Annotated in this window: 15 protein-coding genes; 1 reads left to right on the top strand and 14 read right to left on the bottom strand. The window is 32.1% G+C overall.

Annotated features, from left to right (window positions below):
- Nucleotides 1-3 precede the first annotated feature (3 nt).
- The 13 genes from bshC to recR all read right to left on the bottom strand — a co-directional run bounded on the left by bshC (nucleotide 4) and on the right by recR (nucleotide 11,317).
- The gene (gene bshC / locus GQR95_RS09600; protein WP_159022966.1) at nucleotides 4-1,614 is read right to left on the bottom strand and encodes a bacillithiol biosynthesis cysteine-adding enzyme BshC; all 1,611 of its coding nucleotides are present in this window, start codon (nucleotides 1,612-1,614) and stop codon (nucleotides 4-6) included.
- Nucleotides 1,615-1,764: 150 nt separating this feature from the next.
- On the bottom strand, nucleotides 1,765-3,069 hold the full coding sequence (gene rimO / locus GQR95_RS09595; protein ID WP_159022965.1) for a 30S ribosomal protein S12 methylthiotransferase RimO: 1,305 nt from the start codon (nucleotides 3,067-3,069) through the stop codon (nucleotides 1,765-1,767).
- A 130-nt stretch (nucleotides 3,070-3,199) separates the two neighbouring features.
- Nucleotides 3,200-4,153, bottom strand: a complete 954-nt coding sequence (gene ftsY, locus GQR95_RS09590; RefSeq protein WP_159022964.1) for a signal recognition particle-docking protein FtsY — start codon at nucleotides 4,151-4,153, stop codon at nucleotides 3,200-3,202.
- Between the two features lie 200 nt (nucleotides 4,154-4,353).
- On the bottom strand, nucleotides 4,354-4,506 hold the full coding sequence (locus tag GQR95_RS09585) for a DUF4295 domain-containing protein (protein WP_159022963.1): 153 nt from the start codon (nucleotides 4,504-4,506) through the stop codon (nucleotides 4,354-4,356).
- A 7-nt stretch (nucleotides 4,507-4,513) separates the two neighbouring features.
- Complete coding sequence (rpmG, locus tag GQR95_RS09580) at nucleotides 4,514-4,696, bottom strand: 50S ribosomal protein L33 (RefSeq protein WP_159022962.1); 183 nt, start codon at nucleotides 4,694-4,696, stop codon at nucleotides 4,514-4,516.
- A gap of 23 nt (nucleotides 4,697-4,719) precedes the next feature.
- Nucleotides 4,720-4,956 carry a 50S ribosomal protein L28 gene (gene rpmB, locus GQR95_RS09575; RefSeq protein WP_038527816.1) on the bottom strand — a complete coding sequence of 79 codons (237 nt, stop codon included), beginning with the start codon at nucleotides 4,954-4,956 and terminating at the stop codon, nucleotides 4,720-4,722.
- A 77-nt stretch (nucleotides 4,957-5,033) separates the two neighbouring features.
- A complete protein-coding gene (locus GQR95_RS09570; RefSeq protein WP_159022961.1) occupies nucleotides 5,034-6,287 on the bottom strand; it encodes a CinA family nicotinamide mononucleotide deamidase-related protein in 1,254 nt (417 codons plus the stop codon).
- The gene (locus GQR95_RS09565) at nucleotides 6,287-6,631 is read right to left on the bottom strand and encodes an Hpt domain-containing protein (RefSeq protein ID WP_159022960.1); all 345 of its coding nucleotides are present in this window, start codon (nucleotides 6,629-6,631) and stop codon (nucleotides 6,287-6,289) included. The genes GQR95_RS09570 and GQR95_RS09565 overlap by 1 nt, the downstream gene beginning before the upstream one ends.
- A 1-nt stretch (nucleotide 6,632) precedes the next feature.
- Nucleotides 6,633-7,244, bottom strand: a complete 612-nt coding sequence (locus GQR95_RS09560) for a fumarylacetoacetate hydrolase family protein (protein WP_159022959.1) — start codon at nucleotides 7,242-7,244, stop codon at nucleotides 6,633-6,635.
- 18 nt (nucleotides 7,245-7,262) lie between these two features.
- Nucleotides 7,263-8,039, bottom strand: a complete 777-nt coding sequence (locus tag GQR95_RS09555; RefSeq protein ID WP_159022958.1) for a 3'-5' exonuclease — start codon at nucleotides 8,037-8,039, stop codon at nucleotides 7,263-7,265.
- 103 nt (nucleotides 8,040-8,142) lie between these two features.
- Nucleotides 8,143-9,471, bottom strand: a complete 1,329-nt coding sequence (locus GQR95_RS09550; RefSeq protein ID WP_159022957.1) for a dihydrolipoamide acetyltransferase family protein — start codon at nucleotides 9,469-9,471, stop codon at nucleotides 8,143-8,145.
- Nucleotides 9,472-9,595: 124 nt separating this feature from the next.
- Nucleotides 9,596-10,693: a glycosyltransferase family 2 protein gene (locus GQR95_RS09545; RefSeq protein WP_159022956.1), complete on the bottom strand. Its 1,098-nt coding sequence runs from the start codon at nucleotides 10,691-10,693 to the stop codon at nucleotides 9,596-9,598.
- A 6-nt stretch (nucleotides 10,694-10,699) separates the two neighbouring features.
- Complete coding sequence (recR, locus tag GQR95_RS09540; RefSeq protein WP_159022955.1) at nucleotides 10,700-11,317, bottom strand: recombination mediator RecR; 618 nt, start codon at nucleotides 11,315-11,317, stop codon at nucleotides 10,700-10,702.
- An 80-nt stretch (nucleotides 11,318-11,397) separates the two neighbouring features.
- Between recR and GQR95_RS09535 the strand changes: the two genes are divergently transcribed.
- Nucleotides 11,398-12,840, top strand: a complete 1,443-nt coding sequence (locus GQR95_RS09535; protein ID WP_159022954.1) for a sodium:solute symporter — start codon at nucleotides 11,398-11,400, stop codon at nucleotides 12,838-12,840.
- Here GQR95_RS09535 and GQR95_RS09530 read toward each other — a convergent pair.
- Nucleotides 12,811-13,173, bottom strand: a complete 363-nt coding sequence (locus GQR95_RS09530; protein ID WP_159022953.1) for a CoA-binding protein — start codon at nucleotides 13,171-13,173, stop codon at nucleotides 12,811-12,813. The two genes, GQR95_RS09535 and GQR95_RS09530, sit on opposite strands and share 30 nt — an antisense overlap.
- Between the last annotated feature and the right edge of the window lie 242 nt (nucleotides 13,174-13,415).

Below are 13,415 nucleotides of genomic sequence, written 5' to 3'. Positions count from 1 at the left end.
TTTTCACAAATTAAGTATTAAAAATTCTTGTTTCAATGGTTGCAAATTTAACACTAACTTCGGGATTAATTGGTCTCCAAACTCCAGATATAATTCAGAGAAGTTAACAGCCCGTTCTTGTAAACTTTGGTTAGGAAATAATTGATTTTGTAAATCTGTTATTCGTGCAACTTGATCTGCTAATTTCTTTTTCTGAGCTTTTAATAATCTTTTCTCTAAATGCTCTAAACCTTTGATTTGCTTACGTTCTTGAGCCTTTACAGCGCCTAAAAAAGAAGCATCTGTTTGTTCTGCTAAAGCATACATATTTTCAAATTGTTGTTGAAGTAATGCTTTTTGAAATGAAAAATCGATGTCTATATTAGATATACGTCTCACCCTTTTGTTGATAAAAGTCTCTCGTTTATAAAACAAATCTCGATTTGAGATGTTTAACTTTTCTAATTTATTTGTTTGCTGTTGTGTTTTAAGTAATACTGAATTTCTTAAAAGTAACATAGGAAAAGGCACATGTACAGCTTTAAAATATGCTTTTAACTGAAGCCAATATGCCAATTCTCCTCCTCCTCCAATATAACATAAGTTAGGTAAAATAACCTCTTGATATAACGGACGCATAATTACATTGGGAGAAAAACGTTCCGGAAACTCATGTATTTCTTTTAAAATTTCGTCTTTAGTAAACGTCGTTTTTGTATTGATTACTTTATAAATATCGTCTTCAAAAACGATACGTTCGCGACTATTTTTAGACAAATAAAACAAGTTAATTTCTCGAGGATTAACCTGAATATTATAATCTGTATCGGGAATTTGAGAAAGTAATGTATTTGTTTTAGAAACTTCCTGAGAAGATGTTTGCGATAAAATATCCTGTTCTATATACGGAATAAAAGCACGCTTTAAATCGGTTTGATTTGCATCTATAATAACCAATCCTAAATCTGAAAACAGTGTATTTGCTAAATATCTAGTGGCATCTGCAAGGTTATCGTGTTTTAAATACGCATCAGAAAACAATGCGCGTAATTCGTCTGCGGCTTTACCAATACCTAAATCTTTAGAATATAATTCGAAAACATGGTCTAAGCCTTCTGTAGAAAATTCTCCAACAGCTCCGCCATCTTCTCTATTCCATTGTATTTTTTTTCCTTTAAAATTGAAGTAATTAATTTCATCAAAATCATGATCTTCTGTCGCCATCCAATAGATAGGTACAAAATGCTGATTAGGATATTTAACCTTTAATTCTTTAGTTAAATTTATTGTTGATACAATTTTATACAAGAAATAAAGAGGTCCTGTAAACAGGTTTAATTGATGCCCCGTAGTTATTGTAAACGTATTCGGTTCTTTTAAAAGCGATATATTTAAACGCGTAGCCTCTGATATCTTAATATCTGCATATTGCTGCTCTAGAACAGATGCTAAAACGCGCCTGTGTGCTTGAGAAATCCCTTTAAAATTTGATTTTTCTTCTATTTGCGCTTTAAAATTTTCAAGTTTTGGAAAACGATTATAAAATTGTTCTAATTCCGGCTTTTGATCTAAGTAGTCGCAAATTAATGATGAAAAATAATGGGTGTCTCTAAACGGAATACAGTCGGTTGGCATAAATGTTTAAATTTATTGTAAATATACAGATATTAGAATTTTCAATTCTAAAAAATTAGTTAAGATTGTTGTTTATACAACAATATCCTTTTAAACGAAAAAAGGTGCTTCAACTTACATTGAAACACCTTTTTATTCTTTTATTTTTTTCTATTTTACAACTTCTGCATACAAATCAAAATCTGCTGCTTCTGTAATAATAACTTGAGCAAATTCACCTGTTTTTAAATAAGTTTCTGTTGCATCAATTAAAACCTCGTTATCTACATCTGGAGAATCAAATTCGGTACGTCCAACAAAGTAATTACCTTCTTTTCTGTCTATAACCACTTTAAATTCTTGTCCGATTTTAGCTTGATTTAATTCCCAAGAAATTTGCGATTGAATTTCCATAATCTCATTAGCACGTTCTTGCTTAACATCTTCCGGAACATCGTCTTCTAAATTATAAGCGTGTGTGTTTTCTTCGTGAGAATATGTAAAACATCCTAAACGTTCAAAACGCATGTCTTGAACCCATTGTTTAAGCGTTTGGTAATCTTCTTCTGTTTCTCCAGGATATCCTACAATAAGCGTAGTACGGATAGTCATTTCTGGAACTGCTTTTCTAAATTCCTTTAATAACTTCGTGGTTTTTTCTTGAGTCGTACCACGGCGCATACTTTTAAGAATACGGTCTGAAATATGTTGTAACGGAATATCTAAATAATTACAAACTTTAGGTTCGCGATTCATAACATCTAACACATCCATAGGGAAACCTGTAGGGAATGCATAATGCAAACGTATCCAATCAATACCATCTACTTTTACTAAAGCTTCAAGTAATTCTGCAAGATTACGTTTTTTATAAATATCTAATCCGTAGTATGTTAAATCTTGAGCGATAAGAATTAATTCTTTAACTCCTTTTGCTGCAAGTTTTTCTGCTTCAGTAACAAGATCTTCAATAGGCGTAGATTTATGTTTTCCACGCATTAAAGGAATTGCACAGAAAGAACATGGACGATCGCAACCTTCAGCAATTTTTAAATAGGCATAATTTTTTGGTGTTGTTGTTAAACGTTCTCCAATTAATTCGTGCTTATAATCTGCTCCTAATGCTTTTAATAAAGCTGGTAATTCTGTGGTACCGAAATACTCATCAACATTAGGGATTTCTTTTTGTAAATCTGGTTTATAACGCTCAGACAAACATCCTGTAACGAATACTTTATCTACATCTCCATCTTCTTTTTTTTGCATGAATTCTAAAATAGTATTCACACTTTCTTCCTTAGCATTATTAATAAATCCGCAGGTATTAATCACTACAATATTACCTTCTTCTTCATGCACAACATCTTTGCCACTAGCTTTAAGCTGTCCCATTAACACTTCACTGTCGTAAACATTTTTACTACAACCAAGAGTTACTACGTTGATTTTATTCTTTTTAAGTGATTTCGTTCTCATATCAAAATTTCAGTGTGCAAAGATACATAATGATTTAGGATTAAAGAATTGAATACATATTAATAAAAACAAAAAAGCCTCGATAAATTAAATTTATCGAGACTTTTTAATAAGTTATATATAAAGATTCTTACTTAAAGAAAGAATCTACAAATTCATATTTATTAAATACTTGTAAATCGTTTAAACCTTCACCTACTCCAATATACTTTACAGGAATTTTAAACTGATCGCTAATACCAATTACAACTCCACCTTTTGCTGTTCCGTCTAATTTAGTAACGGCTAACGAAGTAACTTCTGTTGCTGCAGTAAATTGTTTAGCTTGCTCGAAAGCGTTTTGTCCGGTAGAACCATCTAAGACTAACAATACATCGTGAGGTGCATCTCCAACCACTTTTTGCATAACACGTTTTACTTTAGTTAATTCATTCATTAAATTAACTTTATTATGTAAACGTCCAGCGGTATCAATTATAATAACATCTGCATTTTGAGACACTCCAGATTCTAAAGCATCAAATGCCACAGAAGCAGGATCACTTCCCATTTCTTGTTTTACAATAGGAACATCAACACGATCTGCCCATACTTGTAATTGATCTATCGCTGCTGCTCTAAATGTATCTGCTGCTCCAAGAACGACTTTAAGTCCTTTCTTTTTAAACTGATATGCTAATTTACCAATAGTAGTCGTTTTACCAGCTCCATTTACACCAACTACCATAATGACATACGGTTTTTTATTGGCTGGAATTGTGTATTCTGTCTCTTCTCCAGAATTTGTTTCAGATAACAAACCTGCAATTTCTTCACGAAGAATTTTATTAAGCTCTGCTGTTCCAAGGTATTTATCCTTTTCTACACGAGCTTCAATACGATCGATAATTTTTAAAGTTGTATTTACACCAACATCACTAGAGACTAAAATTTCTTCAAGATTATCTAAAACGTCGTCATCTACTTTAGATTTTCCAGCGACAGCCTTACCTAATTTATCAAAAAAACTAGACTTAGATTTTTCTAACCCTTTGTCTAAAGTTTCTTTTTTCTCTGAAGAAAATATTTTTTTAAAAAAGCTCATCGGATATTATTTAGAATTTATGCAATTAAGTATGGTTATACTAACCTAAAAGGATAGCAACTCTTAAAACTCTTAATACAAAATGCCTGCCTAATTAAAAAAAGCTGAAATTTTGTCACTATTTTAAATGTAAATATAAAACAAAAGCTGCTTTCTTAATAGAAAGCAGCTTTAATTATCTTTTCTGATAAAAAATATAATTATTTTTTATTCAAGAAGTCTGTTACTTGTTCAGGAGACATGATCGCTTCTACAAAAGTGTAAGCGCCTGTTTTATCAGACTTTACCATTTTTATAGCTTTTGATAATCTTTTAGATCCTGTTTGTAATGTTGCTACTGATTTCTTTGCCATGACTCAATTATTTTATTTCTTTATGAACAGTCATTTTCTTCAAGATAGGATTGAATTTTTTAATTTCCATTCTATCCGGAGTATTTTTCTTGTTTTTTGTAGTAATATATCTAGAAGTTCCTGCTACCCCAGATTCTTTGTGCTCTGTGCACTCTAATATTACTTGGACTCTGTTTCCTTTTCTTGCCATTGTTCTATTATTTTATAAGAGGCTTATTTTAAAAACCCTTTAGATTTAGCTTCTTTTATAGCAGCTGAAATTCCTATTTTGTTGATGGTTTTCAATGCTGATGTAGATACTTTTAAAGTTACCCACTTATCTTCTTCAGGAATGTAAAAACGCTTTTTAACTAAATTCGCATCAAATCTGCGTTTAGTTTTATTCATAGCGTGAGATACATTATTCCCTACCATTGCCTTCTTACCTGTAAGTTCACAAACTCTTGACATTCTTTCTAAACTTTAATATTGTTATTTCAAAACGAGGTGCAAATATACTAATTATTTACATTATAACAATTTAATTATTATCTATTTTTTAAAATTTCTTTTTGAAGCATCTCTAAAGCCTTGTCTACCGCCTTATTAACTACTTTTATTCTTAAGTCTCCAAGATTAAATTTCTCGGAATACACACCTGTTTTTGAAGCAATTGCTATAAAAACAGTTCCTAATTCTTCTTTATCTGTCGCTTTACTGGGACCTGCATTACCTGTTGTTGCAATGGCATAATCACTTTTAAACATTTTTAAAGCTTGCATAGCCATTGCTTCTGCTACAGCTGCACTAACTACTGAATGTTCTAAAATAAGCGCTTCAGGGATATTTAAAACATCAATTTTAGCTTGTGTAGCATAACTTACTACACTCCCCTTAAAGTATTCCGATGCGCCCGGATGCGAAGTAAACTGTTCTGCTATTCTACCGCCCGTACAACTTTCTGCAGTAGCTACAGATTGCCCTAAAATAGTTAATGTTTTTCCTATTTGTTCTTCTAAAGTATCCTCAAAACCTTCAATACCCATAAAGATATCTTTAATTTGAGGCATTAACAATTGCTCTTGCCTATCCATTTCAGACACAATAGCATTTTTATCAAATCCTTTAGCAGACAATCTTAATCTTACTTTTCCTAAATTAGGAAGGTAAGCTAGTTTAATATGTTTAGGAAGCGCATCTTCCCAAGCTTCAATACGTTCTGCCAATGCACTTTCTCCCAAACCATAAGTTAAGTACGTTTTATGCATGATAAACGGACATTTATATTTACTTTGAATACGTGGCAAAACACTAATATCGATTAATTCTTTCATTTCGAAAGGCACGCCCGGAAGCGAGACAAAAACCCTAGAATTATGCTCTATCCACATTCCTGGAGCTGTTCCATATTCGTTATGTAAAACAGTAGCCATAGAAGGCACTAAAGCCTGATTTACGTTTAATTGCGAAATGGGATTAGACGAATATCTAGCAAAAATATGCTCGACATGTTTTAAAACATCTTGATTTAACACTAACGAATCATTAAAATATTCGGCAAGTGTATGCTTTGTAATATCGTCTTTTGTGGGTCCTAAACCACCTGTAATGATAATAATATCTGCATTGCCTTCAGCCTCTTTTAAAGCTTTTAAAATATGCGTTTTATCATCTTGTATTGAGGTGATTTGATACACCGAAACCCCTATCTTATTAAGCGCTTTCGCGATATAAGCGGAGTTTGTATCTATAATTTGGCCGATAAGAATCTCATCGCCAATAGTAATTATTTCTGCTTGCATTATGAAATATCGAAATCTGATTTAATTTCTGAAACTGCTGATTCGATGGCAACAATTACTTTATCAAAAATAGGTGTAATATCTATATCTTTTTGCTCTAACTTCCCCCAGTCTTGCACTACAATTACATCTTCTAAAACTCCAAGTTCAAACAAATCTACTGTTGGCTTTAATTTATGAGCCATTTGGTAGGTGTTATAATAGTCTTTTTCTGCTACAGCTTTTTTTAGAACGATAAGGTCTTCTGGAACTTCTTCTAAAAAAGTTAAAGCTAAGGCATTAATAAAGTCTTGATCGTTATCTGCTAATTCTCTAACTCTATCTAATTTATAATGTTGTTCCATATTATTTTACTGTTATTGAAAATACTTCTTTATCTTCTATGAATCCTTTTAATACGTCGTTTGTAGATACAGGACCTACACCAGCTGGTGTTCCGGTAAAGATAACATCTCCTATCTTTAAAGTAAAATATTTTGAAACACATTCTATCAACTCATCGATTTTCCAGAGCATGTGACTCGTATTCCCGTTTTGGACAGTGTTTTCGTTCTTTTTTAATGAGAAATTTAATTGATTTACATCTGAAATTTCATTCTTAGGTAACCACTTTCCTATAACCGCTGCGCCATCAAAAGCTTTTGCTTTTTCCCAAGGCAATCCTTTTGCTTTTAATTTTGCCTGTAAATCTCTCGCGGTAAAATCGATTCCTAAACCAATTTCATCGTAATATTTATGTGCAAATTTCTTATCGATGTACTTCCCTACTTTATTGATTTTAACTAAAACCTCAACTTCATAATGCACATCATTAGAGAAATCTGGAATAAAAAAAGGTTGCTTTTTTAAGAGAATTGCCGTATCCGGTTTCAAAAACACAACAGGATCTGTAGGCCTTTCGTTCTCTAATTCTTCAATATGCTCGGTATAATTTCTACCTATACAAATAAGTTTCATACGTGATAAACTTAAAAATTAACTCAATTTATTATTAAACCCTCTTAGTTTAATTGCCGTTAACACCTTTTTGGTATACAATGGAAAATCTGCATTTAAGATCCATCCAAAATAACCAGGTTCGTCTTTTAAGACATCTAAAACACGTTTATTTTTATGTTTTCCAAAAGCAAAACACTCTTCACCTTCTTTATTAAAAGCTATGAATCCTGCAAAATCGGCAAATTGTTTTCTGCTACTAAATTCAGAAAGAAACTTCGTGTCATTCTCTAATTCTTCATATTTTTCTACCTGAGCTTTTAACACCTCGTAAGTCGCTAATGTATCTGCAGCTGCACTATGTGCGTTTTCTAAATCTTTTCCGCAGTAAAACTTATATGCAGCAACTAATGTACGTTGTTCCATTTTATGAAAAATAGTTTGCACATCTACAGCTAAAGTACTTTTCATATCAAAATCGATATCTGCACGAAGCATTTCTTCTGCAAGAAGCGGAATATCGAAACGATTAGAGTTAAAGCCTCCTAGATCGGAATCTTTAATCATACCATACACGTCTTTTGCCAGCACATTAAAAGTTGGTGCATCTGCAACATCTGCATCAGAAATACCATGAATTTCTGTAACTTCTGCCGGAATAGGCATTTCTGGATTTACCAACCATGTTTTAGATTCTTCCTTACCATCAGGAAATACTTTTAAAATCGCAATTTCTACGATTCTGTCTTTTGATATATTTATTCCTGTTGTTTCTAGATCGAAAAAACAGATTGGTTTTTTAAGATTGAGATTCATTAAAATAGAGTTTATTAAAGTGTAAATTTAGTAAATGTTATTTTTGTAGAACAAAAAAACCCAACTGATTTCAGATGGGCTTAATTTTCAGGTCTTTATATTTTTAAATATCTTGGTTCATATCCCAAGCTTCTAAATAATCTTTAACCGCTTTTACAAACATGCCTCCAAGCGCTCCATTAACCACACGGTGATCGTAAGAGTGAGATAAAAACATTCTGTAACGAATTCCTATAAAATCGCCTTCGGGAGTTTCTATAACTGCAGGCACTTTTCTAATAGCTCCTAAAGCAAGAATACCAACTTGTGGCTGATTAATAATTGGTGTTCCCATAATTGTACCAAAACTACCAATGTTTGTTACCGTATATGTTCCGCCTTGAATATCGTCTGGTTTTAATTTATTTTCTCTTGCGCGTTTTGCTAAATCATTTACTTGTTTAGTCATACCAACTAAATTTAACTGATCGGCATTTTTTATAACAGGCACAATTAAATTACCATCAGGCAAGGCCGCAGCCATACCTAAATTAATATTTTTCTTTTTAATTACTTTTCCGTCTTGGAATGAAATATTCATCATTGGAAAATCTCGTAGACACTTCGCTATTGCTTCCATAAAAATTGGAGTAAACGTTAAGTTTTCTCCTTCTCTTTTATAAAAATCATCTTTTACTTTCTTTCTCCAATTCCAGATATTAGTAACGTCTGCTTCAATAAAACTTTGCACATGTACTGAGGTATTAACAGAATCTACCATGTGGTTCGCTACTAATTTACCCATTCTAGACATCTCGATAATTTCGTCTTCGCCTGAAGCAACTATTGGAGTCACCGCTTTTGCTATCTGAACTTTAGGAGTTGAAATTTGCGGCTGTATATTGTTTACAGATTCTAAAACCGGTTTAGCCACACCTCTATTATCTAGATAAGCAAGAATATCGTTTTTTGTAACACGACCTTCAAGCCCTGTCCCCGAAATAGTATCTAATTCTGATTGATTGATACCTTCTGCTTTTGCTATATTTTTTACCAGTGGAGAATAAAAACGATCACTACTAGAAACTACAGTTTGGGGTGTTACCGTTTCTTTCGCTTCTTCAAAAGATTTTTCTAAAGCTTCAACAGCTTCTGGTTCTGGAGTTACTTCTTCAACTTCATTGGATGGTTCGGGTGCAACAGCTCCTTTTCCAGAAACTTCAATTATTGCAATAGTCTGCCCAACCTGTACTACATCATCAACATTAAATAATTTTTCTAATAAAACACCTTCAACTTCACTCGGGACCTCGCTATCTACTTTATCTGTCGCGATCTCTAATACAGCCTCATCAGCTTCTATAGTTTCTCCAACCTCTTTTAACCATGAAGTTATTGTTGCCTCTGCAACACTTTCTCCCATTTTAGGTAATTTCAGTTCAAATTTTGTCATATTAATAATATAAAGCTTTTTTAAATGTTAAAATTGCGAAATTAATACATAAAGACGTTTTTAGCCTAAAAACATGCAATAACTTATTATTGCATTTTCACAACGGAAATGTTTTGCAAAGGTACTAAAAATGAATAACAATTCCTCTTGACACCTTATTATCGCTACCAAGCACAAATTTACTCTCTTGAGGAAGAATACGATAGGTTATTGTATTATTATATTGATATGATTGCATTATAGAGATAATCTCCTTAAATGTCAGCATGTTATTATCTAAAATGATTTGCTGAAAATTGCTTACTACATCAATTTTATGTTTTAATTCTAGCTTGAAGTTTAAAGCAGATTCTAAAGATTTAACCTCTGAATCTGAGAGAAAAACAACACTTTCAACCTTTTGTTTTTTAACTGAAGGCTGTAAATTTAAAAATGTAAGACATTTAATTCCTCCCCAAATTAACGCTTCGAAGACAATACTTTTCTTAAAATGTTTCTTATAAAACATTTGCATCGAGCCATTAAATCGCTTGGCATATTTACGATCTCTAAAGGTACATTCGCCTTTAAAATGAATAATAGTTGTAGCTCCGTAATAATAGTTATCAAAGCCGTTTTTTAATATTTTATAAGACAAGTCTACATCTTCTCCATACATAAAATAGTCTTCATCAAAGCCGTTTACACTAAGATAAACGTCACGTTTCAGAACCATAAAAGCACCTACTAAAACGTCTACAATACTTACACTCTCTTCTTGTAAGTGATTAGCATAATATGGTGTTGTATCTCCTAAAATCTTTTTTAATGCGACTTCTGGTGTTGGCACATTGCGTTTACTTTCTGGTAAAAATTTACCTGAACCATCTATTAACTTACAGCCAATAATACCTAAATTAGATTTTGATTCTGCAAATTCTAAAATCTTTACAAAGGTGTCTTCTGCAATAACTGTATCTGGATTTAAAATACACAGGTATTCGCCTTTAGCTTGCTCAACACCTATATTATTTCCTTTAGAAAATCCGAAATTAGTTTTATTTTCTATGAGTTTAACTTGCGGAAATTTTGTTTTAACCATCTCGCAACTAGCATCTGCAGAATGATTATCTACCACAATAATTTCGGAATCTATTTTAGAGGTAGCCTCTACCACACTTTTAAGGCAGAGCTCTAAAAAATAACGCACATTATAATTTAATACAATAACAGATAGCTTCAAATCGACTTAAGATTTTAGTGATCCTTCGAACGGAATTCGATTCAAAATACTTCGTCCTAACGTAACCTCATCTGCATATTCTAATTCATCTCCAACAGAAATTCCTCGTGCAATTGTAGACATAACAACATCGAGATCTTGAATTTGTTTAAAAATATAAAAATTAGTCGTATCACCTTCCATAGTTGGACTTAACGCAAAAATAAGTTCTTTAACACCTCCCTCTTTTACTTTATTTACTAAAGGTGTAATGTTTAAATCGTGAGGTCCAATACCATCCATAGGCGAAATTTTCCCTCCTAAAACATGATACAATCCTTTATAAGAACTCGTGCTTTCTATAGCCATAACATCGCGAATATCTTCTACAACACAAATAAGGTCTTCTTGCCTTCTTGGGTTAGAACATATTTCACACAGTTCGTTATCACTAATATTATTACATGACTTACAAAATTTAATTTCGGTACGCATATTCAATAAGGCCTGAGCCAAATTTACTGTTTGCGTTTCTGGCTGGCGTAACAAATGCAAAACCAGACGTAAAGACGTACGTTTACCAATTCCTGGTAACTGCGACATTTCGTTAACTGCCTTTTCTAATAATTTTGAAGAAAATTCCATGCGACCAATTTACAATTTTAGTTTTAAGATTTATTTATTATCGCATTGTAATTTGTATTTTGGTCTGCGAAAACTATTTTATGAACGCGACTCAGATCATTCTACTTATTGCCGCCTATTTTGGGGTACTTATTTTAATTTCATACCTAACCGGAAAAAAAACCGATAACAATGCCTTTTTTAAAGGAAACAAACAATCTCCATGGTACGTTGTTGCGTTTGGTATGATTGGCGCTTCGCTTTCTGGTGTTACTTTTATTTCTGTGCCAGGCTGGATTGAAGCTTCTCAATTTAGTTATATGCAAGTCGTTTTTGGCTATGTTGTAGGATATATTGTTATAGGTACCGTTTTACTTCCGCTTTACTATAAACTTAATCTAACATCGATATACACCTATTTAGAAGAACGCTTTGGAAACTATGCCTACAAAACAGGTGCCTCTTTCTTTTTAATTTCAAGAATTGTAGGCTCTAGTTTTAGATTATTTTTAGTCGCTAATGTCTTGCAAATTATTTTATTCGACGATTTAGGCATTCAATTCTGGCAAACTGTAACAATTACTGTGCTTTTAATATGGTTATACACCTTTAAATCTGGAATAAAAACCATTGTTTGGACAGACACTTTACAAACCTTATTTATGCTGGTTGCCATTGGAGTCGCAATTTATTCTGTAAGTCAAGACCTGGATCTTGGAGGAAAAACAACTTTAAACTTTGTACTTGACAGCGATTTATCTAAAATGTTCTTTTTTGACGATGTAAAAACAGCTAATTATTTTTGGAAACAATTTATATCTGGTGCTTTTATTGCCATAGTTATGACTGGTTTAGACCAAGATATGATGCAGAAAAACCTGACTTGTAAATCGCTTAAGGACGCACAGAAAAACATGTTCTGGTTTACCATTGTATTAACCGTTACCAATTTTGTAATTTTAAGCTTAGGTCTATTGCTTACCGTTTATGCTCAACAAAATGGTATTGATGCACATAAAGACGACTTATTTCCCATTTTAGCAAAACACAATTTAGGAACAGTTGCCTTTATATTTTTCTTACTCGGTTTAATTGCTGCTGCTTATAGTAGTGCAGATAGTGCACTAACCTCTTTAACAACATCGTTTAGTATAGATATTTTAGATATTGAAAAGAAATACGACCAAGCCAAACAAATAACAGTTAGAAGACGCATTCACGTACTTATTTCCATCCTTTTAATACTTGTAATTATTGTATTTAAATACGTTATTAAAGACGAAAGTGTTATTGCTAAACTCTTTGTATTTGCAGGATACACTTATGGCCCATTATTAGGACTTTATAGTTTTGGTTTATTTACACGCTGGAATGTAAAAGACAAACTTGTTCCTGTAATAGCAATCCTATCTCCTATTTTATCTTACATTATTAGTGTAAATAGCTTAAAATGGTTTGGATTTGAATTTGGCTTTTTTATTCTAATTCTTAATGGATTTTTAACCTTTTTAGGCCTAGTATTGATTCGTAGACAACAAGACTAAGGTACAAGCTACTTCTGAAGTAATTCCATGTTCTTTTAGAAGCTTATAAAATTCAGGATTTTCTGTCCCAGGATTAAAGATAACACGTTTGGGATTTAAGCTAATAATATAATCGTAATACGCAACCTGACGTTTTGGATTTAGATACAACGTTACCGTATCTACACCATTGTATTTTACCAATTCGGTATTAATAGTTACACCAGAAACTTCGCCTACTTTTAAACCAAAAGCAACAGTCTCATGCCTATAATGTATTAATTTTTTGATTGCCATATTAGAATAGCGTTCTGGCTTTAAAGATGCTCCTATTACCAATGTTTTTTTATTCATATTTTTTTATTGAAGATAATATTTGAAATTTTATGTAACAATATAAAAAAAATACGGTCTTTATTTTACAGCAATCAATAAAAAAATGCACTCTAAAATTGAAAAACTATTAAAAAATAGTCTTAAAAATTAAAAAAGCTTAAGATGAAAAAATCAGTAAAAACGGAAGAAACACAAGAAATTCACATTTAGTTTTCCAAATATTGTGTTAAGTGTGTTAAATTTTTCAAAATTACTGATAA

The sequence above is a fragment of the Formosa sp. L2A11 genome, assembly GCF_009796865.1.
Lineage (GTDB): Bacteria > Bacteroidota > Bacteroidia > Flavobacteriales > Flavobacteriaceae > Formosa.
Note: the sequence above shows the minus strand (reverse complement) of the source record. Positions and strands in the feature narration are given on the sequence as shown.